25 protein-coding genes are annotated in these 22,279 nt (G+C 64.5%); 16 read left to right on the top strand and 9 right to left on the bottom strand.

Translation table 11 applies throughout. The features are described from left to right. Positions 1-3 precede the first annotated feature (3 nt). Both AB0362_RS09620 and AB0362_RS09615 read left to right on the top strand, forming a co-directional pair. A complete protein-coding gene (locus AB0362_RS09620; protein WP_317809666.1) occupies positions 4-1,653 on the top strand; it encodes a signal peptidase I in 1,650 nt (549 codons plus the stop codon). Positions 1,654-1,742: 89 nt separating this feature from the next. Beyond that, positions 1,743-2,183 carry an LGFP repeat-containing protein gene (locus tag AB0362_RS09615; protein WP_149406522.1) on the top strand — a complete coding sequence of 147 codons (441 nt, stop codon included), beginning with the start codon at positions 1,743-1,745 and terminating at the stop codon, positions 2,181-2,183. A 68-nt stretch (positions 2,184-2,251) separates the two neighbouring features. Here AB0362_RS09615 and AB0362_RS09610 read toward each other — a convergent pair whose 3' ends face one another. Next, positions 2,252-2,776: a methylated-DNA--[protein]-cysteine S-methyltransferase gene (locus AB0362_RS09610; RefSeq protein ID WP_317809668.1), complete on the bottom strand. Its 525-nt coding sequence runs from the start codon at positions 2,774-2,776 to the stop codon at positions 2,252-2,254. 90 nt (positions 2,777-2,866) lie between these two features. Between AB0362_RS09610 and AB0362_RS09605 the strand changes: the two genes are divergently transcribed. Then, a complete protein-coding gene (locus tag AB0362_RS09605; protein WP_068053970.1) occupies positions 2,867-4,348 on the top strand; it encodes a PLP-dependent aminotransferase family protein in 1,482 nt (493 codons plus the stop codon). Positions 4,349-4,415: 67 nt separating this feature from the next. On the opposite strand, the gene AB0362_RS09600 is transcribed toward AB0362_RS09605, so the two are convergent. Continuing rightward, a complete protein-coding gene (locus AB0362_RS09600; protein ID WP_317533930.1) occupies positions 4,416-5,492 on the bottom strand; it encodes a CaiB/BaiF CoA-transferase family protein in 1,077 nt (358 codons plus the stop codon). Positions 5,493-5,586: 94 nt separating this feature from the next. On the opposite strand from AB0362_RS09600, the gene purT reads away from it, so the two are divergent. Further along, positions 5,587-6,783: a formate-dependent phosphoribosylglycinamide formyltransferase gene (gene purT / locus AB0362_RS09595; protein ID WP_317809670.1), complete on the top strand. Its 1,197-nt coding sequence runs from the start codon at positions 5,587-5,589 to the stop codon at positions 6,781-6,783. Positions 6,784-6,807: 24 nt separating this feature from the next. Continuing rightward, complete coding sequence (locus AB0362_RS09590) at positions 6,808-7,290, top strand: DUF456 domain-containing protein (RefSeq protein ID WP_068053977.1); 483 nt, start codon at positions 6,808-6,810, stop codon at positions 7,288-7,290. Position 7,291: 1 nt separating this feature from the next. On the opposite strand, the gene AB0362_RS09585 is transcribed toward AB0362_RS09590, so the two are convergent. Continuing rightward, positions 7,292-8,038: an amidohydrolase family protein gene (locus tag AB0362_RS09585; RefSeq protein WP_068053980.1), complete on the bottom strand. Its 747-nt coding sequence runs from the start codon at positions 8,036-8,038 to the stop codon at positions 7,292-7,294. Positions 8,039-8,093: 55 nt separating this feature from the next. Here AB0362_RS09585 and AB0362_RS09580 point away from each other — a divergent pair, with 55 nt between their 5' ends. Beyond that, on the top strand, positions 8,094-8,963 hold the full coding sequence (locus AB0362_RS09580; protein WP_317533931.1) for an SMP-30/gluconolactonase/LRE family protein: 870 nt from the start codon (positions 8,094-8,096) through the stop codon (positions 8,961-8,963). 70 nt (positions 8,964-9,033) lie between these two features. On the opposite strand, the gene AB0362_RS09575 is transcribed toward AB0362_RS09580, so the two are convergent. Further along, a complete protein-coding gene (locus AB0362_RS09575) occupies positions 9,034-10,419 on the bottom strand; it encodes an FAD-dependent oxidoreductase (protein ID WP_317533932.1) in 1,386 nt (461 codons plus the stop codon). A 295-nt stretch (positions 10,420-10,714) separates the two neighbouring features. Between AB0362_RS09575 and AB0362_RS09570 the strand changes: the two genes are divergently transcribed. Genes AB0362_RS09570 through AB0362_RS09555 form a run of 4 tightly spaced genes read left to right on the top strand, consistent with a single transcriptional unit; the run spans position 10,715 to position 13,836 of the window. Beyond that, entirely contained in the window at positions 10,715-11,578 is an 864-nt protein-coding gene (locus tag AB0362_RS09570; RefSeq protein ID WP_317533933.1) for a TauD/TfdA family dioxygenase, read from the top strand. Positions 11,579-11,626: 48 nt separating this feature from the next. After that, positions 11,627-12,154, top strand: coding sequence for a hypothetical protein (locus AB0362_RS09565; RefSeq protein ID WP_317533934.1), 528 nt, complete (start codon positions 11,627-11,629; stop codon positions 12,152-12,154). Between the two features lie 48 nt (positions 12,155-12,202). Beyond that, the gene (locus AB0362_RS09560) at positions 12,203-12,616 is read left to right on the top strand and encodes a rhodanese-like domain-containing protein (protein WP_068053994.1); all 414 of its coding nucleotides are present in this window, start codon (positions 12,203-12,205) and stop codon (positions 12,614-12,616) included. After that, the gene (locus AB0362_RS09555) at positions 12,613-13,836 is read left to right on the top strand and encodes an O-succinylhomoserine sulfhydrylase (RefSeq protein ID WP_317533935.1); all 1,224 of its coding nucleotides are present in this window, start codon (positions 12,613-12,615) and stop codon (positions 13,834-13,836) included. The genes AB0362_RS09560 and AB0362_RS09555 overlap by 4 nt, the downstream gene beginning before the upstream one ends. A 102-nt stretch (positions 13,837-13,938) precedes the next feature. On the opposite strand, the gene AB0362_RS09550 is transcribed toward AB0362_RS09555, so the two are convergent. From AB0362_RS09550 to AB0362_RS09540, 3 genes are all read right to left on the bottom strand, one after another. Next, on the bottom strand, positions 13,939-15,012 hold the full coding sequence (locus AB0362_RS09550; RefSeq protein WP_317533936.1) for an isochorismate synthase: 1,074 nt from the start codon (positions 15,010-15,012) through the stop codon (positions 13,939-13,941). Then, positions 15,012-15,770, bottom strand: coding sequence for an HAD-IIA family hydrolase (locus tag AB0362_RS09545; protein ID WP_068053998.1), 759 nt, complete (start codon positions 15,768-15,770; stop codon positions 15,012-15,014). Before AB0362_RS09545 ends, AB0362_RS09550 begins: the two co-directional genes overlap by 1 nt. A 120-nt stretch (positions 15,771-15,890) precedes the next feature. Beyond that, entirely contained in the window at positions 15,891-16,211 is a 321-nt protein-coding gene (locus AB0362_RS09540) for a WhiB family transcriptional regulator (RefSeq protein ID WP_317533937.1), read from the bottom strand. Positions 16,212-16,325: 114 nt separating this feature from the next. Here AB0362_RS09540 and AB0362_RS09535 point away from each other — a divergent pair, with 114 nt between their 5' ends. The 5 genes from AB0362_RS09535 (at position 16,326) to AB0362_RS09515 (ending at position 20,009) form a co-directional block, all read left to right on the top strand. Next, positions 16,326-17,024, top strand: coding sequence for an SMI1/KNR4 family protein (locus AB0362_RS09535; protein WP_317533938.1), 699 nt, complete (start codon positions 16,326-16,328; stop codon positions 17,022-17,024). 387 nt (positions 17,025-17,411) lie between these two features. Continuing rightward, entirely contained in the window at positions 17,412-17,966 is a 555-nt protein-coding gene (locus tag AB0362_RS09530) for a hypothetical protein (RefSeq protein WP_317809674.1), read from the top strand. A 61-nt stretch (positions 17,967-18,027) separates the two neighbouring features. Next, positions 18,028-18,963 carry an NADP-dependent oxidoreductase gene (locus tag AB0362_RS09525; protein WP_317809676.1) on the top strand — a complete coding sequence of 312 codons (936 nt, stop codon included), beginning with the start codon at positions 18,028-18,030 and terminating at the stop codon, positions 18,961-18,963. A gap of 263 nt (positions 18,964-19,226) precedes the next feature. Next, positions 19,227-19,400: a hypothetical protein gene (locus tag AB0362_RS09520; RefSeq protein ID WP_317785469.1), complete on the top strand. Its 174-nt coding sequence runs from the start codon at positions 19,227-19,229 to the stop codon at positions 19,398-19,400. An 84-nt stretch (positions 19,401-19,484) separates the two neighbouring features. Then, positions 19,485-20,009, top strand: coding sequence for a permease (locus AB0362_RS09515; RefSeq protein ID WP_317809677.1), 525 nt, complete (start codon positions 19,485-19,487; stop codon positions 20,007-20,009). Positions 20,010-20,012: 3 nt separating this feature from the next. Here the strand turns inward: AB0362_RS09515 and AB0362_RS09510 are convergent, their stop codons facing one another. After that, entirely contained in the window at positions 20,013-20,492 is a 480-nt protein-coding gene (locus AB0362_RS09510) for a winged helix-turn-helix domain-containing protein (protein WP_317809678.1), read from the bottom strand. Positions 20,493-20,666: 174 nt separating this feature from the next. Further along, positions 20,667-21,440: a type I methionyl aminopeptidase gene (map, locus tag AB0362_RS09505; RefSeq protein WP_317809680.1), complete on the bottom strand. Its 774-nt coding sequence runs from the start codon at positions 21,438-21,440 to the stop codon at positions 20,667-20,669. A 104-nt stretch (positions 21,441-21,544) separates the two neighbouring features. Between map and AB0362_RS09500 the strand changes: the two genes are divergently transcribed. Further along, complete coding sequence (locus AB0362_RS09500) at positions 21,545-22,237, top strand: GNAT family N-acetyltransferase (RefSeq protein ID WP_317809682.1); 693 nt, start codon at positions 21,545-21,547, stop codon at positions 22,235-22,237. Positions 22,238-22,279 lie beyond the last annotated feature (42 nt).

Genomic DNA, 22,279 nt, shown 5'->3' with positions numbered 1-22,279 from the left:
CCCATGACCGACATTCCGAAAGAAGTCGAGCGCGACGGCCCACGGGCCAGTCGATTGCTGCGCGAGTTCGCCCTGACCATCGGTGCCCTTGCGGGCCTCGTCTGTGTCGCGGCGGCCTTGGGAGCCTTGCTGTTCGGCTTCACTCCGCTGGTCTTCCGTTCGGGGTCGATGGCTCCTGAGATCGAGACTGGAGCCCTAGCGCTGAGCAGGACGGTGCCAGCGGAAGACATTCGAGTCGGGGATATCGTCAACGTGACCAACGCCGCGGGTGACAGAATTACCCACCGAGTCGTGGCCGTGAACGAGGTCGCCGGAACCGCAGCGTTGACCCTGAAGGGTGACGCGAACGCCGAACCTGACCTCGAAACCTACATCGTCACCGAGGCAGGCCGGGTTCTGGTCAGCGCACCCAAGCTGGGCTACGTCGTCACCTGGCTGAGCGGTCCGGTTGCAGTGTTCGCCGGAGGTGTCCTCGTCGGTGTGCTTCTCATGGTGGCCTGGAGGCCGCGCGACAGGAAGCGGACCGAGTCGACCGGAGCAGACGGAGAAGCGGCTTCGAAGATGTCCGGTGGGCGACATTCCAGGTCGACACTGACAGTTGCGATCGCAGTCGCAACCGTCGGCGCTGTCGGAGTCGCCTCTGCCAATGCCCCGACAACTGTTGCAGCATGGACGGACTCGATATCAGCGACCAGCGGCACCTTCACTACCGCCCTGCCGCCGGTACCGGCTCCCACGAATGTCGGATGCGAAAATCAGCCTGGCGTACTCGGATTGATCGGCAATTTTGTGACGATGTCGTGGACACCACCATCGGGAACCGGGTTCGCGTACCGGTGGACCATCACAAGATCCATCCAGAACGGTCAAGCCGATCGAACGGAAACCGTATCGGGAACCTCGGACGACATCTCCAACGGACTATTGCTCGGCACGAGGACAGGCACTTGGGTCTTCACGGTGCAGACAGTGTCCGGCACCAGGTTTTCTGCGCCGAGTGACGGTTTCACGTTGACCATGGCGACGACCACCTCTGCACTGAATCTTCTCCCCAGCGTTCGGTGTGGCTCTGCGCTTCTCGCCGGGGCCGGCGCCCGCGGTGCCCCTCAGACGATTGTTCCCGAGACCACCACACCTGCACCGCCGGTGACGTCTCCGCTGGTCCCGGAGTCCACCGTCGCACCGGCCCCGACCACGACGGATCCGTCGCTCACCGAGGAGTCCCCGGCTCCGCCGCCGGTCGAAGTTCCGGCAACAACGACAACCGTCCCTCCGACAACGACAACCGTCCCTCCGACAACGACAACAACGACCGTCCCACCGCCGACCACCACCACTCCGCCTGCTCCCGTGGCTTTGTCCGCCCCGCAGACCTCTCCTTCAGGTGCATCGACTGCCCAGGTCGTCGACATCGACGGTGTTCCGACGCTGCAGATCGTCGACGCCACCGGAGCGGTGCAGTACAGCGCTCCCGCTACGTCCAGTGAGGCGTACGGCTACGGAGTGAACTGGTCGGCGGGAGATCAGCTTTGGATACTCGGTCCCGATCAGCTGGTTCGTCTCGACGGCAGCGGCGGTTCGTGGTCTCGGGCGGTGATCGATCCGACGGCGACGGATCTCGTTCCGGCCGATATTCTCGAGCTCCTGAACTAGCCCATTTCACATATATGTCTTATTCGTCAGGCGCCGCTGCTGATCGACGTGGATAATTGTCGCCAGGTTGGGCGACGAAAGGTCGAGCGATGACTGAAAATTACAATGGGTTGGAAGTTTTCAGCTACCAATTCGATCGCTTCGCATACGAACATCCTTGGATCGGTGCTCAGGCCGGTGAATTCATGCTCGGCCCCGAGGGCGGGGGAATGCTCGAATTCACCCATGCGACCGTGTTCGCTCTCCCCGAAGGCGGCGCGCACGAAGTGCACGGCCCGATCCTCGACTGGTATCTCGGCCACGGGGGACCCTATGGCGCACTTGGGTATCCGATCAGCAACGAGCGTCCGACGCCCACTGGATCCGGTCGCTACAACCTGTTTCAGCGCGGAGCTATCGGGTGGTTGCCGGATGTAGGTGCATTCACCATCGGCGGTCGGAGCGAGGAATCCGATGTCAGCCCGGGACCGGAAGCCGTGTTGGTGTCCGCGGTCGATGAACCCATCTCGGCTTTCGGTATTTCTGCCTGAAACCCATTCTTGCTCCCTGTTTCGTGCGCTTTATTCGGTCGGGTAGTTTCGTTCGATCCGGCAGTAATTCAGAACAATCTCGGCTCGTCGAATCCCGGAACCCCTTCGATGCCCAGTATTTTTTGTTTGGTATTCGTACCACCCGGTGCCGAAAAGCCGCCGACTTCCGTACCGGCGCCGAGCACTCGATGACACGGGACGATGATCGGTACAGGATTGCGTCCCAGCGCACCGCCTACTGCCTGGGCTGCGCCGGGGTGGCCGAGTCGCCGGGCAATGTCGCCGTAGGTGAGTGTCGCGCCCCGGGGAATCCCACTGCACACGGTGTACACCGCGGCGTCGAACTCCGAGACGCCCAGCACCAGCGGAATCGGGCTCATGTCGACAGTACGTCCATCGAGCAGGGCGACAATTCGCTCGATCGCTTCGGCTGCGAGGGGGTCGACCGGTCGTTCCACTGCACCGAAGCCGGCGAGGTAGTCCGTCATCGCCTCGTCCGATGGTTCGGGGAGGGCGACCGCGACCACTCCGTCGTCGGTCCAGGCGATGCCGCAACGGCCGATGGCGGTGTCGAAGAGCGTGCTGCTCGGCATCGGTCCAGTATTCACCTGACCTCGGTCGGCAGTCCAGTGAAAGCTCAATGGACTTGAAAGTCGAAGACCAGTGGGCGAATACTGGTGGGCATGGCTTCGAGAGTCCTCAATGCAGCGTCACTGGCCCGTGATCTCGGCAGCTGGCGCGGCGACGCGTCCTCGGACGGATCCGGCAGGCGCAAGGCGTCGCGTCCGACGTATCGGGCGTTGGCCGACGGCGTTCGACTTCTCATTCACGACGGTCGCATTCCGCTCGGTGTCGGTCTGCCCAGTGAGCGTGATCTGTCGGCGGCTCTCGATCTCAGTCGTACCACCATCACGTCCTCGTACTCGGTCCTGCGCGACGAGGGCTATTTGATCAGCAGGCAGGGATCGCGCAGTACCGTCGCCCTGCCCGCAGCGCCCACCCCCAATGGATTGTTGATTCAGTCGACGACACCGTCGGGGCCGGTGGTGGACATGTCCCACGCGGCAATGGCAGCGGCGGACGGCACCATGACCGCGGCGTACGAGTCTGCGCTCCAGGCGCTTCCGACGTATCTGCCGACGCACGGCATGGAGCCCATCGGTCTGGCGGTGCTGCGGGAGGCCATCGCGCAACGCTTCGTCGAGCGTGGCCTGCCGACGACGGCCGATCAGATCATGGTGACTTCCGGTGCGCAGCAGGCAGTTCGGCTGTTGCTGGGCACGTTGACCTCGCCCGGTGATCGAGTGCTGATCGATCATCCGACCTATCCCAATGCGCTCGAAGCCATCAGGCGAGTCGGTGCCCGTCCCGTGCCGGTGCCGGTGCGTCCGGCCGACGGCGACTGGGATCTCGACGGGATCCGCAGTGCCGCAAGGCAAACCGCTGCCAAGGTCGCATATCTGATACCGGACTTCCACAACCCCACCGGGCAGGTGCTGGGTGCCGAGGGCCGAGCGGAGCTCGCCCGCATCACCCGTGACACGCGCATGACGCTCATCGTCGACGAGACCATGGTCGACCTGTGGCTCGACGCCCCACCACCCCCACCGGTCGCGTCGTTCGGGCGGGTCTCGGGGTCCGATATCGTCACGATCGGGTCGGCATCCAAGTCGTTCTGGGGTGGCCTGCGCATCGGATGGATCAGGGCGCATCCGTCGCTCGTCTCGCAGCTGGCGGGCTCGCGGGCAGCACACGACCTCGGCACGTCGATCATGGATCAGTTGGCGTCCTCGTTCCTGCTGCAGGACGCGGAACCGGCGCTCGAGCTCCGTCGATCTCAGCTGCGTGAGCGTCGAGACGTACTCGAAGATGCTCTGGCCGAACATCTTCCGGATTGGCGTTACCGACGCTCCGAGGGTGGCATGTCGCTGTGGTTGCAGTTACCCGCACCGGTGTCGAGTGCACTCGCTGCCACCGCTCCCGCCTTCGGCGCAGTGCTGGCCGCAGGACCGAGGTTCGGCGTCGAGGGTGCCTTCGAGCGCTACCTCAGGCTGCCGTACACCCGTGAGCCGCAAGAGCTTCGGGCCGCGGTGATGGCGACGGCGGCGGCGTATCGAGCCCTGGCCCCGAGCGCCGAATCGGAACAACCGGCGCTGGTCTTCTGACCGCGAACTCGAAGTTAAGGACGGAAATCAGCCGAAATCCGTCCACAACTTCGAGTTCGACGCACAATCAGCTCCAGACCGAGCCAATGTCGGTTGCTGTGGAGGGCGGTGGCGTCGGGACTCCGTTTTCGGTGCGGGAGAACCGCGGTGCCGGACGGTGCTGGGTGACGCCGCCGACGTCGATGAGCGAGTCGCGATCCTTCATGTGCGGGTGGTTCGGTGCCTCGGCGAAGGTGAGGACAGGTGACACGCAGGCGTCGGTGCCGTCGAAGATCGCGGCCCACTCGTCGCGGGGCTTGGACAGGAACGTCTCGGTGAACTTCTCGCGCAGCTCGGGCCAGCGAGATTTGTCCATCTGCGGCGGCAGGTCCGCATCGGCGAGGCCCAATCCGGTGAGCAACTGAGCGTAGAACTGTGGCTCGAGCGAGCCGACTGCCATGTACTGGCCGTCGGAGGTCTCGTAGGTGTCGTAGAACGGCGCGCCGGTGTCGAGCAGGTTGGTGCCACGGTCGTCGCTCCAGGCTCCGACGCCACGCCACGACCAGATCATGTGCGAGAGTGCGGCGGTGCCGTCGACCATCGCTGCGTCGACCACCTGGCCCTGCCCGGAGCTCTGGCGCTCGTAGAGCGCCGCCATGATGCCGAAGACGAGGAACATGGAGCCGCCGCCGAAGTCGCCGACCATGTTCAGTGGCGGCACGGGCCGCTCGCCCTCGCGGCCGATCGCGTTGAGCACACCGGTGACGGAGATGTAGTTGATGTCGTGGCCGGCGGTCTGCGACCAGGGGCCTTCCTGACCCCAGCCGGTCATCCGGCCGTAGACCAGACGCGGGTTGCGGGCCAGGGCGTCGTCGGGTCCGAGGCCGAGGCGTTCGGTGACGCCGGGGCGGAACCCTTCGATCAGCACGTCGGCGCGCTCGATCAGGCCGAGGACCTTCTCGATGTCGGCGGGATCCTTGAGGTTCGCCTCGACGATGGTGCGGCTGCGTAGCTGATGGTCGTGCGGGGACACCTGGCCAGCGCGTTGGACTCGTACGACGTCTGCGCCGAGGTCGGCCAGCAGCAGTGCGGCGTGCGGGCCGGGCCCGATGCCCGCGAGTTCGACGACGCGGAGCCCTGTCAGCGGTCCACCAGTGTTCGACACGTTGTTGCCTCGTTCCGACTCGTCAGCTGCGAATGTGAATGGAGACTAACTTGTACTAGGTCGTCCAACTGATCGGGGTGTGGATAATAGGGCTGTGACTGCCCCAGATCCCGTCCGCATCGGTACTCCGCTCACTCCCGGGGCCACCCGGGTGATGTTGCTCGGCTCGGGTGAGCTGGGCAAAGAGGTGATCATCGCGTTCCAGCGCCTCGGCGTCGAGGTGATTGCCGTCGATCGCTACGACAACGCCCCCGGTCACCAGGTGGCCCATCACGCGTTCACGATCGACATGAGCAACCCCGAAGAGCTACTGGCGCTGATCGATTCGCAGCAGCCGGACTTCGTGGTGCCGGAGATCGAGGCCATCGCCACCGATGCCCTGGCCGAGGTGGAAGCGCGGGGCAGGACGGTCGTGATCCCGACGGCTCGCGCGACTCAGCTGACCATGAACCGTGAGGGCATCAGACGTCTCGCGGCCGAGGAGCTCGGGCTGCCGACGTCCCCCTATGCGTTCGCCGATTCACTGGAAGACGTGCGAGAAGCGCTGTCCACCATCGGCTTTCCTGCAGTCATCAAGCCCGTCATGTCGTCGTCGGGCAAGGGTCAGTCCGTCGTTCGCAGCGAGGCCGATGTCGAGGCGGCGTGGGAGTACGCGCTGAAGGGCGGCCGCGTCGACCTCGGTCGTGTCATCGTCGAGGGATTCGTCGATTTCGATTACGAGATAACACTTCTCACCGTCCGAGCGGCGAACGGAACCTCGTTCTGCGAGCCGATCGGGCACCTGCAGGAATCCGGCGACTACATCGAATCCTGGCAACCCCAACCGATGTCCGACGCGGCCCTGGCCGGTGCGCGCGATGTTGCCGAGCGGATCACGACGGCCCTGGGTGGACGCGGGTTGTTCGGCGTCGAACTGTTCGTGCAGGGCGACAACGTCTACTTCTCCGAGGTCAGTCCGCGGCCGCACGATACGGGCCTGGTGACGCTGCGCACGCAACGGTTCTCGGAGTTCGAGCTGCATGCCAGGGCCGTTCTGGGTCTGCCGATCGACACGACGCTGCTCTCGCCCGGTGCGTCGGCGGTGATCTACGGCGGCGTCGACGCGGACGGCATTCACTTCGACGGCGTCGCCGACGCGTTGGCGGTTCCCGAGACCGATCTTCGTCTGTTCGGCAAGCCGACGAGTTTCGTCCGGCGTCGGATGGGAGTGGCGGTGTCGACGGCGTCGGATATCGACACCGCACGGAGCCGGGCACGCGAGGCAGCGGGCAAGGTTCGTCCCGTCGTCTGACCGGACACAGGGCACACTGAGCTCATGAGTGCGCTCGGAGAAGTCCTAGTCGGCCTGGTGATTCTGGTCGGCCTCGTCGGTATCGTCGTCCCGATTCTGCCGGGCACCATCCTGATCTTCGGGGCCGTCGCAGTGTGGGCGTGGGTCACCGGCGGAGCCGCAGCGTGGACGGTCTTCGCGATCGCGACGGTGCTGCTGGTGATCAGCGGCGTCGTGAAATACACCTGGCCCGGGCGGCGCATGCGGGAGGCGGGTGTGCCGACGCGATCGCTGATGATCGGCGGACTGCTCGGCATCGTCGGATTCTTCGTCATCCCCGTCCTCGGCCTGTTCGTCGGCTTCATCGCCGGCGTCTACGTGGCGGAAGTGCCGAGACACCGAAACCATTCCGAGGCATGGAGATCCACCGTGCACGCCACCAAGGCCGCTGGTCTGTCCATTCTGGTGGAACTGTTCGGTGCCCTGCTCGCCTCGGCGGTGTGGCTCGGCGGCGCGGTGTTCGTCTAGGTCAAGGGACCCGATACCAGGCCCGGGCGTTGCCGTCGAGCACCGCCGGGAGATCGCCGCCGACGGCGTGAGAAATGATGTCGATGTCGTTCGCCGAGAACGGGCGTGGGGCGCGGGTGCCCGGTAGATCGGTGCCGAACATCAACGCCGCGGGATTGACCCGGTGAATCTGCTGCAGGGTGTCGGCGATATCGAGATCGACCCGGCCGAATCCCGTTGCCTTGACGCGTACTCCGCGGTCGACGAGATCGAGCAGGTACGGCAGACCCTGTGTCGAGAGTCCCAAGTGATCGATGCTCACCGCCGGCAGTTTCGCGAGGACGGGTTCGAGCGAGAGCAGCAGGGACGCATCGACGTACAGCTCGGCGTGCCACCCCACCAGATCGTGGACACGACGCGCCTGAACGGTGAGCATCTGCAGATCCGTCTCGCCGCGTTTGAGATTGAACCGCATTCCCCGCACGCCCGCGTCGTTCAGTGCGACGATGTCCTCGTCGGAACATTCCGGATCGATCTGAGTGACGCCGACCCAGCCGCGTCCCAGAGTCTCCAACGCAGCGAGCAGAAAACTTTGATCGGTGCCCTGGAACGACCCCGTGACCACTGCGCCGCCGGTGATACCGAGCCCGTCGACGTCGTACAGGTAGTTCGAGACGGTGTACGGATCGGGCAGGAAACCGTGGTTCTCGATGAGCGGAAACTTCGGGTCGATGATGTGTAGGTGGGCGTCGAACACGGCCCCCAGCATGCCAGCTCACCCATTCGGCGTCGCGGCCACCGTTCGCGGTGTTTGAATTCGAAACATGAAACCGGAGACCACTGTCGTTCTCGACGGATACACCTATTTCGAATGTCCACGCTGGCACGAGGGGAGGATCTGGGTATCGGACTTCTACTCCCATCGCGTCGTGTCCGCCCTCGAGGACGGCTCCGACGTACGAGTCGAAGCCGAAGTACCCAATCAGCCGTCGGGCCTGGGATGGTTGCCCGACGGGCGGCTGCTGATCGTGTCGATGCGCGACTACAAGCTGCTACTGCGTGAGCACGACGGCTCGCTGACCGTGCACGCCGATCTGTCGACGTACGTGAAGGCGAATCTCAACGACATGCTCGTCGACGCGCAGGGCCGCGCGTACATCGGTAACTTCGGGTTCGATCTGATGAACTTCGCGCCCGTGGAGACGGCCGATCTGATTCGCGTCGATCAGGACGGTTCCGCGCACGTGGTGGCGTCGGATCTGTACTTCCCCAACGGGATGGCCTTTACGGCGTCGGGCGAACTGCTCGTCGACGAGACGGTCGGCAACCGAGTCAGTGCCTTCGACATCGCCGAGGACGGGTCGCTGGGGGAGCGGCGCGACTGGGCGAAATTCGGTGAGTTGCCGTCGTCGACGGACATGGCCACGGCCATGAGCGAGGTGAAGGTGGCGGCCGACGGTTGCTGCATCGACACCGACGGCACGATGTGGATCGCCGACGCGCTGGGGCAGCGAGTGCTGCACGTAGCACCGGGCGGGGAGATTCTTCAGCAGCTCGATTTCGATCTCGGGGTCTTCGCCTGCGGACTCGGCGGATCCGACGGTCGCACGCTGTTCGTCTGCGCTGCACCGGACTTCAACGAGCATCAGCGCAAGATCGAGACCGAGGGAAAGCTGCTGGCAGTGCGGGTATAGAGCGCTCCGCGCATGTGAACGGAACTTCGACTCCTGCTACGAAGTTCCATTCACATGCGGCGCAGCCGCTCTAGGCCTTGTCGGGCTCGGATGCCTTCAGCATGTCCTCGCGTTCGACGACTTTGACGCGTTCGCGGCCTTCGGGTTCGCCGAGTGAGCGTTCGTGGGCGTCGAGGCGGTACCAGCCGTCCCAGGTGGTGAAGGGGACCTGCTTGTTTTCGAGGAACGAGGTGACGGCGTCGAGATCGGGCTCGGCCGCACCGGCGAAGGTCGGCGCGTCTTCGAGCAGGTTGGCGACGGTTTCGTTGGCGTCGCCTTTGGTGTGGCCGATGAGGCCGACGGGTCCGCGTTTGATCCAGCCGGTGACGTAGGTGGCGGGGACGGGTGTGGTGGACGAGGGGGATTCGACGACGCGTCCGGCTTCGTTGGGGATGGTGCCTGCTTGCTCGTCGAAGGGGAGTTGGCTGATGTTCTGGCTGAGGTAGCCGACGGCGCGGTAGACGGCTTGGACGTCCCAGTCGTTGTATTTGCCGGTGCCCGTGACGTTGCCGGTGCCGTCGAGTTCGGTGCGTTCGGTGCGGAGGCCGACGACCTTGCCGTTGTCTCCGAGGACTTCGTGGGGGGATTCGAAGAAGTGCAGGAACAGTTTGTGTGGGCGTTTGCCGACGTCGCGGATGGCCCAGTCCTGCAGGGTGTTGGCGACCATGTCGATTTGCTTGGAGCTGCGGCGGGCTTGTTCGGAGCCTTCGTCGTAGTCGATGTCCTCGGGGGCGACGATGACCTCGATGTTGGGGGAGTGGTCGAGTTCGCGGAGTTCGAGTGGGGTGAACTTGGCCTGTGCCGGTCCGCGGCGTCCGAAGACGTGTACTTCGATGGCCTTGTTGGCTTTGAGGCCTTCGTAGACGTTGGCGGGGATTTCGGTGGGGAGCAGTTCGTCGCCGGTTTTGGCGAGGACGCGTGCGACGTCGAGGGCGACGTTGCCGACGCCGAGGACGGCGACTTTCTCGGCGTCGAGGGGCCAGGTGCGCGGGACGTCGGGGTGGCCGTCGTACCAGGAGACGAAGTCGGCGGCGCCGTAGCTGCCGTCGAGGTCGATGCCGGGGATGTTGAGTGCGCGGTCGGCGTTGGCTCCGGTGGAGAAGATGACGGCGTCGTAGAAGCGGCGCAGGTCGTCGAGGGTGATGTCGGTGCCGTAGTCGATGTTGCCGAGCAGGCGGACCTGGGGCTTGTCGAGCACCTTGTGCAGGGCGGTGATGATGCCCTTGATGCGTGGGTGGTCGGGGGCCACGCCGTAGCGGATGAGCCCGAACGGCGCGGGCATGCGCTCGAAGAGGTCGATGCTGACGCCCGGTCCGCTGACATTGTGGTCGGACTTCATGAGCGCGTCGGCGGCGTAGATGCCTGCCGGTCCGGCACCGACGATGGCGACGCGGAGTGGACGAGTCTGATCAGTCATGTGCAGCGAGCTACCTTCTTCGAGGGAAGTGCGGACACCCCAGCATAAATTAAGGACAACCTGAGCTGGGGCAGTGGGCAACTTGCCGGATTTCCCGGTTTCCGGTAGGAATTGCTCTGTGGAGACGACATACCTGGTCCGGCGGTTCACCGTCGACTTCTGTCGTACCTGCACCAACATGTGTTGTCGGTGACAAGACCCGACGCCCTTCCCCTCCTCCAGCAGGACGGGACCCCTCTCTCGACGGCAGCGTTGCCGAAGATCAGCGCCCGGCCGTGCACAGATTCGAGGACACATGACCACTCTGGAACAGACCTCAACGCTCACTGTCGACAAGCTCGGCCCGTCGTTCGGTGCCGAGGTCATCGGCCTCGATGTCGCCGCGGCGTCCGATGCGCAGATTCACGCCGTGCGCCGAGCCCTCGTCGAGCACAAGGTTCTGGTGCTGCGCGGGCAAACGCTCGACGACGCTGCACACGTCGAATTCGGTCGCAGGCTCGGCGACCTGACGGCAGGCCACCCGGTGCACGACAGCGGCCACGTCGCCCCCGAGGTCTACGCGCTCGACAGTCAGGACAACGGATTCGCCGACGTCTGGCACACCGACGTCACGTTCATGGAACGTCCGCCGATGGGTTCGATCCTGCGGCCCGTCGTCCTGCCACCTCATGGCGGCGACACCAACTGGGCCGACAGCCAGCTCGCCTACGAATCGCTGTCCGCACCCGTGCGTCGAATGATCGACGGGCTCACGGCAATTCACGACGGCAACCGTGAATTCGGCTACTACCTCGCGCAGAAGCGCGGCGGAAAAGGCAACGTGTGGGACGGCAAGGAAGTCACCGCGCTGGTCCCCGTCGAACATCCCGTCGTGCGGGTCCATCCGGAAACCGGCCGCAAGGGGTTGTTCGTCAATCCGGGTTTCACCTCCCACATCGTGGGTGTGTCGGAGGCCGAGAGTCGCGGGATCCTGGATCTGCTCTACGCGCACCTGACCAAACCCGAGCACATCGTGCGGCACCGCTGGCGGCTGGGCGACCTGGTGCTGTGGGACAACCGCAGCACCTCGCACTACGCCAACCGCGACTACGGCACCGAGCACCGCAAGATGCACCGCATCACGTTGCGTGGAGACATCCCCGTCGGCCCCTCTCACTGAGAGGCCCCAGCTGAACGCGGACCCGTCGGATCGAGGAAGATTGGCTTCATGGCGTCGTGGAGTGAACGTAGGCAGCAGTGGGTCGACAGTCGTGAGGAAGCGCGCAACAACGCATCCGAGGCGGCTGCCGAGTCCGGTGAGCAGCGTCCGCCCAACGCGTGGCCGTTCTTCATCGCTGTGGGCATCGTCGTCGTCTTGCTCGGCGGCATCTTCGCGGCCTCGAAGTTCGCTCCCGCGGAGGACAACGTGACGCAGGCCCAGTTGCTCACCGACAGCCTCGACGGGTTCCTCGAAGCGCAGAACACCGGTAACGCGGACCTGCTGCGTCAGAACACCTGCTTCGATCAGGTCGAGCGCCTGATTCCGGGTGACGACGCGCAGTACCGAACCGATCGGGCAGGCGAGGTCGAGCGCAACGGCGAGACGTCCATCGACGGCGTGCCGACCGAGTACCAGGTCAACGGCGACCGCGGAATGGTCACGGTCCCGCTGAAGGAAGAGAAATCCGGAGTGCAGACCGACAACGTGTGGAATTTCGTCCGTGTGGACGACAAGTGGCTGGTGTGCAATGTCTGACCGGTACGTGTGTGATGTCGAAACAGCGAGTGACGGAAGGCTGATCAAGTGACCTACGCAGGTGACATAACCCCGGAAGCTGCCTGGGAGTTGTTGCAGAGCAACCCCGAAGCAGTGCTCGTGGATGTTCGGACGCGCGCCGAGTGGCAGTACGTCGGTGTCCCGGACACCTCCGGCATCGACCGCCCGACGCACCTGATCGAGTGGGTCAGCTTTCCCGACGGTGCCCGCAATGCCAACTTCGTCGACGACCTGAAAGCCGCAGGCGTGGACGGCGATCGGCCGGTGGTGTTCCTGTGCCGCTCCGGTCAGCGATCCATCGGTGCCGCCGAAGCCGCGACCGCTGCGGGAATCGGCCCGTCCTACAACGTGCTCGACGGTTTCGAAGGTGCCACCGACGCCGACGGCCACCGCGGAGCCACGGGGTGGCGTGCGGTCGGGTTGCCCTGGAGGCAGTCGTGACGAACATTCCCAAAGGCGGGGGTTTCGACAAGCCGTTACCCGAGGGTGTGGGTCTGGGAACGCTCGGCGTTCGCGGCGGTCTGATGCGATCGGGCTTCGACGAGAATGCCGAAGCTCTCTATCTCTCTTCGGGTTTCGTGTACGAGAGTGCCGGAGCCGCCGAGCAGGCGTTCACCGGAGACATCGATCATTTCGTGTACTCGCGCTACGGCAACCCGACGGTCAAGATGTTCGAGGAGCGACTGCGCCTGATCGAGGGTGCCGAGGCGTGCTTCGGTACTTCGAGTGGAATGTCGGCGGTGTTCACCGCGCTGGGTGCGCTGTTGAAGGCCGGTGACCGATTGGTTGCTGCGCGTAGCCTTTTCGGCTCGTGCTTCGTGGTCTGCAACGAAATCCTGCCGCGCTGGGGCGTCGAGACCGTCTTCGTCGACGGCGAGGACCTCGAGCAGTGGGAGCAGGCCCTGTCGGTGCCGACGACGGCGGTGTTCTTCGAGACTCCGTCCAACCCGATGCAGTCGTTGGTCGATGTTCGACGCGTCTCCGAGATGGCTCATGCGGCCGGTGCAACTGTGGTGCTGGACAACGTGTTCGCGACGCCGCTGTTGCAGCGCAGCCTCGAACTCGGTGCCGACGTGGTGGTGTACTCCGGTACCAAGCACATCGACGGTCAGGGGCGGGTGCTGGGCGGTGCGATCCTCGGATCGAAGGAGTACATCGACGGTCCGGTGCAGACCCTGATGCGGCACACCGGTCCGGCGCTGAGCCCGTTCAACGCGTGGACGCTGCTCAAGGGACTCGAGACGATGCCGGTGCGAGTGCGACATTCGGTGAACTCCGCGCTGCAGATCGCCGAGTTCCTCGAAGCTCACCCTGCGGTGCGTTGGGTGAAATATCCTTTCCTGCAGTCACATCCGCAGTACGAGCTGGCGAAGTCGCAGATGTCGGGCGGCGGCACCGTCGTCACGTTCGAGCTCGATGCTCCCGAGGGCGAGGCCAAGAAGCGTGCCTTCGAGGTGCTCGACGCGTTGCGCATCGTGGACATCTCGAACAACCTGGGTGACTCGAAGTCGCTGATCACCCACCCGGCGACCACCACGCATCGCGCGATGGGTCCGGAAGGTCGTGCGGCAGTGGGCATCACCGACGGCGTCGTGCGCATTTCCATCGGCCTCGAGGATACCGAGGATCTGATCGGAGATCTGGACCAGGCGCTGAAGTAACTGGTTCAGCGGACGAATCCACGCCCCGCGTGGAGATCCACACCCCGTTCGGCGGGCGTGGATTTCTGCGCGGGGCGTAGATGTTGTGCGGCCCGGATCGAATCAGCGGTCGAAGACGCTGAGCACGGTTCTGAATTTCGCTGTGGTTTCGTCGAGTTCGGCGTCGGGATCCGAATCCGCGACGATGCCCCCGCCGGCGGTAGCCGTTCCGGTCAGGCCGTCGGCCGAAAGTTCGACGCAGCGAATGGTGACCATCCACTCGCCGTCACCGCTGCCATCGGTCCATCCGACGGCCCCGGCGTAGAAGCCGCGGGACCCCTCGACGCTGTCGATGGTGTCCATCGCCGCAGCTCGGGGCACACCGGCGACGGCGGCGGTGGGGTGCAGCGCAAGCGCCAGGTCGAGTGCCGAGGTCGCGGGATCGGCCAGCGTCCCGACGATGGGCGTCGACAGGTGCCACAGCTGCGGAGTGCTGCTGAGCTGCGGCGACTCGGGCACCTCGAGCGTCTCGCAGAACGGCGTCAACGCAGCCCTGATCTCGTCGACGACGAAGCGATGTTCGGCCTGATCCTTCGCACTCGCCGCCAACGCCGCGGAGATGCGCGCTTCCTCGTCGGGGTCGGTCGAACGCGCAGCCGTTCCCGCGAACGGATGGCAGCTGACGATGTTGCCGCGCTTGCGAACCAACAGTTCCGGACTCGAACCGACGATGTGTCGACCGGCAGGCGCGGCGGGGGACAGGTCGGCCAGAAAACCGTTGCCCATCGGATCGCGGGAGACCAGCGCGCTCAACACCGAGACAGGGTTGATCGGCGACTCCGCTGACACCTCGATGGCCCGCGCCAGCACGATCTTCTCGGCCACACCGGCTTTCAATTGCTCGACGACATCCCGGACTCGCTGCACGTGAACGCTCGGATCGGGAATCTGCCGCGCAACGGTCACGGTCGGCAATGGCGGGAGAGCATCGACCGTCGCCCACGGCCCGTCGAGGCGGTAGAACTCCTCCGGCTCGATCAGCGCGGTGGCGTCGGACATGTCGAAAGGGATTGCGCCGACGACGTTTCGGCCGTCTCGCACCGCGGCCACCGCGTCGGCGATATCGGGAAAAGCGTGCCGGACACCCCGCCCGACAACGTGGTGATCCTGCCGGGAGAGTACGAATTCGAGTGTCATCAGAACGGGTTCTGCGTGCGGCCCACCAGGTCTGCGACGGAATCGAGGACTTTGGTCGGGCGGTACGGATACTGCTCCACGGACTGGACCGTCGAGATGCCGGTGAGAACCAGGATGGTCTGCAGCCCGGCTTCGAGACCGGAGAGCACATCGGTGTCCATCCGGTCGCCGATCATCAGCGTGTTCTCGGAATGGCCACCGATCGCACGCAGCGCCGAACGCATCATCAACGCGTTGGGCTTGCCCACGTAGTACGGCTCCTTACCGGTGGCCTTGGTGATCAGCGCGGCAACCGAACCGGTCGCAGGCAGCGAGCCCTCACGGGACGGTCCGGTGGCGTCGGGGTTGGTGGCGATGAAGCGCGAACCCTTCTCGACGAGGCGGATGGCGGTGGTGATGGCCTCGAACGAGTAGGTCCGAGTCTCGCCGAGCACCACATAGTCGGGGCTCGAATCGGTGAGGGTGTAGCCGATGTCGTGCAGGGCCGTCGTCAGACCCGACTCGCCGACGACGTAGGCGCTGCCGCCGGGTCGCTGATTGCCGAGGAACGTCGCGGTCGCGAGAGCGGAGGTCCAGATCGACTTCTCCGGAATGTCCAGACCGGTGAATGCGAGACGTGCGCGCAGGTCACGAGGGGTACGAATCGAATTGTTCGTCAACACGATGAACGGAATCTCGTTGGCCTGCAACTCGGCGAGGAACGTGTCGGCACCGGGAATCAGATGATCCTCGTGAACCAGAACGCCGTCCATGTCCATCAGATACGTCCACTGCTGAGGCTTCTCGGTTTCGCTCACCCTTCCATTGTGAACTATCGGGTCGCTCCGCCGGCTTCACTCCTGGACTATCGGGTCGCTCCGCCGGCTTCACTCCTGCTACTAACTCGCCCGCAGTTCTTCGGCACGTCGGGAGTTGGCTCGGTGCTGTTGTCGCTCGCGGGCCGTGGTGCCACCCCAGACGCCGAAGGGTTCGTTGGCGGCCAGTGCGAATCGCCGGCATGCCTCGATGACCCCGCAGCCCGCGCATACTTGCTTCGCACGATCCTCCCGTGCGCGGCGTGCGGAACGCCCTTCGCCGGACGGGGAGAAGAAGATCTCCGAGTCCTGTCCGCGGCACAGTGCATCGACCTGCCAGTCCCAGGATTCGACGGCAGGGGAGATTCCGCGCTCGATCATGGCAATCGTGCTGTTCCTCGACATCGTCCGATCGTCACCGGATTCCCGAGTGCGCACAACGCTTCGAATCAGCGTGATTCGAGGACGGATGGGACATGGCGACAGTGAAGTTCGGTCGTGGTTCGGCATACTGACCGTGTGACAAAGGCCGACCTCGATCCCGCCGAGATCGAGAATCTATGGCCGGGTTACGGCGCAGCCGAGGTCAAGCGATTGATCAAGGCGACTCGTCCGAGTTCGGTTACACGCCAATGGGGTCGATTGTCTTCGATACTGACTGCAAACCTGGGCGTCGAGTACTTCGGTGCGACCGACGAGGCAATCGAAGCCGCCGAGGCTTCGACATGCCGGTGGCCCACGGAACTTCGAGAGCTGTACCGATGCGTCGAGCGAGCAGACCACCGCCGAGGAATGCTGCTTCTGCCCCCACAGTTCGAGCTGATGCCTGTTGCGCAGGTCGAGAAGCGGCACGAGTTCTGGGTCGAAGCCAACAGGAACCTTGCGTTCGGACGTCGGATCGACATAGAAGCCGAGATGGCCAAACCGGCCGGAACAGCTGCTGGCGCAATGCTTCCTGGGTTCATTCCTTTCGCCAACGACGATGCCGACACCTTGTTCGTCGATGCGCGTTCCGGTCCGCTTCACGGCTGCGTCAACTTGTGGCCGGATGCGGACGTGGCGCGGCGGCCTCCGATCTGGCGATCGCTGAGTGCGATGTTGGAAGATCTGGTGTTCGCGCTCGAGCGAAATACGACTATGTCGATGCGGTTGACGGGCTGGAGCCGGTATCAGCCCTACGTCGAAGGAGATCGACTGGTCTGGGAGGCGCGTGCCTGAAGAATCGATGCCGGAGATATACGTGCTGCAGGCAGGGCTGTGCCCTGACGCTGGTACGGGTTGTCGTGGTCTTCGTCTCCTGCATCTCCGGGATCGTCCAATGAGTGGAGAACGTCTTCTGGGTTTTCGTCGGAGTAGTCCCTGCAATTCATGGTGTCCTGGCTGTGAGGTGGATGGCTTGCCCTCGGAATTGTGACGTTGTCGATTTCCGGTAACGCCGAGTCGCGCGTGCGCTGGTCACGGCGTTCAATAACGGGCAAGGCAGACGTAACGACCACAGCAGCGTTGCTTGTTCGGCGACAGACGCCACTGCATTGCAGCACCTCCCGAGCTCGATACCGAGCCGGTGTCCGTTGGCTGAGTGTTGACCCAGTGGGGATGATCGACATGAACGACGCTTTTCGCTTCGCCGCTTCGTGCAGTTCACCGAGGGAACTGATCGCCCGACTTCAGTTCGGGATGACGGAGTTGTGGCCCGAAGGCGCGGCAATTCCCGTCCGCTGGCACTACATGGCAGACATGATCGATTCGGAGCGAGGCTTGCTCGTCGAATTGGACGGTGCGGTGTCGAGTCCGGTTGTGGATGTGCTTGCCGCGACGGCAGAATTGTGCAGGCAGTCGGCGACCGAAGCTGTGCCCCAGTCGGATTGGGCACTTCTTCGTCGTGCTGCGGCATGGCTCGATCGGAGTTGTTTCGAGACCGATCGTGCGCTGCTCTCGGTGGTAGAAGAAGTGGCAATGACAGGGCTCGATGGTGCTGAGCCGGACTTCTCGGTCGTGTCATGGCTGTGTCTGGAGATGCTCGCGCAGTTCGAGGCAGGCCGGGAAACAATCGACTATTGGGTCGAGCGCGCGAACCTGACCGAGCCGAGTGCCGTTCTTCGCCGCGCAGGTTCGGTCCTGGAGCGGGACGGACGAAACCAGCTGTCCGTGGCCGTCTGAGTCGTCGGACAATGAGGGTCTGACCGGAACATTCTCCACCGTGTCGGTCGTTGTGCTTTGCATGACAAAAGCAGCAGTTGCAGCGTCCTACGGTGGTCCGGAAGTCATCGAGATCGTCGAACGAGAATTACCCGAACCCTCCGAGGGCGAGGTTCTGGTCGAGCTGAAGGCGATCGGAGTCAATCCCTTCGACTTCAAGAGCTACAGCGGTGCGTTCGGCACCGACGAATCGAAGCTCCCGATCGCCCTGGGCAGTGAGGCGTCCGGAATCGTAGTGGCAGTCGGCGGCGCTGTCGAGGGCCCGGGCGGTTCGATAGCCGTCGGCGACGAGGTGATCGTCTCCGGCGTGAACGGCACGTACACCGAGAAGATTGTCGCGCCCGCGCGCTTCGTGTTCCCGAAGCCGGCGAATCTGGATTGGGACGTCGCCGCCGGGGTGCTGGCCGTTGCCGGAACAGCCTACGACGCACTGGAATCCGTCGGCGTGAAGAGCGGCGACACGGTGCTCGTGCACGGGGCTGCGGGCGGCGTCGGGTCCGTGGTGGCTCAGCTCGCTCTGGAACGCGGTGCAAAGGTCATCGGGACTGCTCGCGCTCAGAATCACGAAGCGCTGCGTGCCTTCGGAGTCGATCCGGTCGAGTACGGCGACGGATTACTGGACCGCGTGCGGGCGGCCGCACCGAACGGCATCGACGCAGCCATCGACACGGTGGGCGCCGACGAGGCCATCGACGTGTCTCTCGAATTGCTCACGGATCGAGCAAGATTGGTGACGACGGCAGCCTTCGGTCGGGCCTCGGCAGACGGGTTTTCGACCGTCGGTGGGCCGGCGAGCATGGAGCGTCGACGCCTCGCGTCGCCGGTGCTGCTGGAGCAGGCGGGTGCGGGGGTGTTCGAGGTGACTGTCGCCAAGACCTTCCCACTCGATGACGTCGCCAGGGCGCACGCCGAACTGCAGACGGCACACCCTCGCGGGAAGTTCGTCTTGATTCCCTAGCTGTTCGGGTAACTTCACACCCTTTCTCCCGACCGATCAGTCGAACCCGGGTCAGACCAGGGGTGATCGGTCGGCATAAGGGGTGTGAGGTCTCGGCCGCTCGAGTCGTCAGGCATCGCGGGGTTGTCGGTCCGGCCGGTATCGACGGCGCTCAGGCGGTCCTGCGGCAGTTCGCTCGGAAGTCTCGTCCGTCTTCGAGGTCGAGGATTCTCGTTCGGCGGCCGATGCGCTCAACACGGTGCAGCTCGATTGGGATCGGCTCCGTGCTCACGCTTGTCGGTGCAGCACTCGCGTTCCTACAACGCGATCTGGCGTGGATGTGGATCGGACTGTCGGTCGGTCTACTGGCACGAGCTCTGTGGCCGTATCGCACTGCTTCCGAGGGACGCGAATCCGGCAAGAGCCCGCTGGTCGAAATCTCGGCCCGCCGGAGCTAGTTTTCGTCTTCGCGGACCTTTTCAGTTAACGATCGGGTCTCGACACGACCGGGGCACTGCTGTGCAGGCTCTACGATTGTCGGCATGACTGCCGATCCGACCACGCCCGCACCGTCGACCAGCTCGGCGAACTGGAAGAGGCGGGGCATTCTCGTCGGAGCGGGCATCGTGCTTCTGCTTGTCGCGTATTTCATCCTCGCTGCTTTTCTGCCGCGCTGGTGGAGTCTGCGGGTGGAGACCCTGGCCGACCGCACGTTCACCAAGGGCATTCTGTGGGGCCTGCTCTTCGGCATCGTCTGCACCTTCGCGCCGCTGGTGTTCTTCTGGAGCGCATGGTCGGTCCGCAAGGGCAGGGCAGGAAAGCAATTGGCGATCGGCTCGGTCATCTTGGCCGTCGTCACGGCCATCCCGAACCTGTTGACGCTCACGATCGTTCTCGGAACCAGCAACGCCGCTCATGCCGGTGAACGCACCCTCGACACCAGCGCGCCTGGCTTCCGTGGTGCCACGGCACTCGGGGCCCTCATTGCTGTGGTTCTGTTTGCCTTGCTGGTGTTCGTGGTGGTCCGGCGGAAGCGTCGCCGCAGAGCTGCTGCTCTGTCGCAATAACTCTCAGGCGCTGCGCAGAGTGGTCGGCGCGGTGACGACGCGGATGCCCGGCTCCGGATCGAAGCGGTAACCGGTGCCGCGGACGGTGGTGATCAGACGACCGAAGTGACCGAGCTTGGTTCGCACCCGGGACAGGTGCACGTCGACGCTGCGACCGCCGTCCGAGGTGCTCAGTTCCGACCTCCCGACGACGACGCGCGGGCGCTGCGCCAGATACGCGAAGATCTCGAATTCGGTGTGACTGAGTCGCACGCTTCTGCCACCGAGGATCACATCGCGGGCGGGGATATCGATGACCAGTGGTGCGTTCAGTTCGTTGACCCTCACATCGAATCGCGTGAGGATTTTCGCATGCGGGGCATAGCTCTTGGCGGCGCTGCGAAGCGCATCGGCGAGTGCATGCAGCTGTGGTCGAGTCAGTCCCTGCAGGGACGCCGTGCCGGAATCGGAGATGCGGACGACGACGGTCGCTTCGGTGCTCATGATGGATGGCTCCTGTGACAAGGGTGCTGCGGATGCTGGACGGATGGTCAGCATGAGCAGCGACAGTTCTCGTTCACAGACACAGACTCGTCGGCTATCGGCAGTTCCGCCAGGGATCCACTCACCGTGATCGCAACGGTTGACCTCGTGGCCGTCGGGTCAGGGGCCGTCGGGTCAGGAGTTGGGGAGCGTCATGATTTCTGCACCGTCGTCGGTGATCATCACGGTGTGCTCGCTGTGCGCGGTGAGGCACCCCGTCGTGCTCCGCAGGGTCCAGCCGTCGGGGTCGGTGACGAGTTCGGCGGTGTCCTCCATGACCCACGGCTCGAGAGCCAACATCAAGCCGGGGCGTAGGCGGTAGCCGCGGCCGGGCCGTCCGGAGTTGGAGACGTGGGGATCCTGGTGCATTGTCGAGCCGATGCCGTGGCCGCCGAACTGCATGTTGATCGGGTAACCGGCAGCGCTGAGCACCGTGCCGATGGCGTGGGAGATATCGCCGATCTTGTGGCCCGGTCCAGCTGCTTCGATTCCTGCAGCCAACGCACGTTCGGTGGCGTCGATAATCGTGAGAGCCTTGGCTGGCTTGTTCTCGCCCACGACGAAACTGATGGCCGAATCCGCTGCGACGCCGCCGAGGATCACGGCCAGGTCCAGCGTCAGCAGATCGCCGTCGGCCAGCGCATAGTCGTGTGGAAGGCCGTGCAGCACAGCATCGTTGACGGAAGTGCAGATGTAGTGACCGAACGGACCGCGGCCGAAGGACGGCGCGTAGTCGACGTAGCAGGACGTCGCCCCGGCTCCTTCGATGATGTCCTTGGTCCACTGATCGATCTCGAGCAGGTTGGTGCCGACTGTGGCGCGTTCGCGGACGGTCCGGAGAATTCCGGCCACCAGGGCGCCGGATTCGCGCGCGAGGGGGATCTTGGTGGGGGGAAGAATTTCGATCATGTGGAGCCTTTCGCCGTGTGCCGAACAACGATACCGGTATAAGTATTGGTGACGAGCCCGACGGCACGCATAGCCGCGAGCCGGATCGTGCGACGCTGTCTGTCGTGTCTGCTCATCCTCTCGACGATCCCGTTCGAAATTCCCTCGAGGGCTCACTGTCGCGGTTCGCGGTCCGGCGCGGACGGATCATGCGCGCCGATCCTGCGGTGTCTCCGTTTCTGGTGCACCCCGACGTCCTCGAGTCCCAGGACTGGGACGACATTGCTGCGCTGTTCGGCCCACGAACCGTCGTCGGGCTCAATGGCCCGGAACGCGCGCTGCCCGAGGGTTGGTCGCACCTGGAGACCTTCGGTCTGGTGCAGCTCGTCGGCACGCACCTCGAAACGCGGCCCTTCGCCGAGGCGGTGGAGCTGACAGCAGCGGACGTCCCGGAGATGCTCGATCTGGTGGGCCGCACCGAGCCCGGGCCGTTCCTGCCCCGCACCATCGAACTCGGTACGTACCTCGGTGTTCGACGCGATGGCGCGCTGGTCGCGATGGCGGGCGAGCGTATGCACCCCGCCGGCTGGACGGAGATCAGTGCCGTGTGCACCGACCCGGCATTCCGCGGGCAGGGGCTGGCCACCGACCTGGTTCGCGCGGTCGGTCACGGTATTCGCGCCCGCGGTGAGGAGCCGTTCCTGCATGCGTCGGACGCGAACGTGCGCGCCATCGAGCTCTACCTCTCCATCGGATTCGAGTTGCGTCGAACCTCGCACCTGACGTTGGTCCGTACGCCTGCGCCGAGCTCGAGATAAGTTCCGAAATCCGCTGTTGCGTGCTCTGAGCCCGAAGACATA

It is taken from the genome of Rhodococcus sp. NPDC079359 (assembly GCF_040702585.1).
GTDB lineage: Bacteria > Actinomycetota > Actinomycetes > Mycobacteriales > Mycobacteriaceae > Rhodococcoides.
This window is presented reverse-complemented; position numbering and strand designations above follow the sequence as displayed.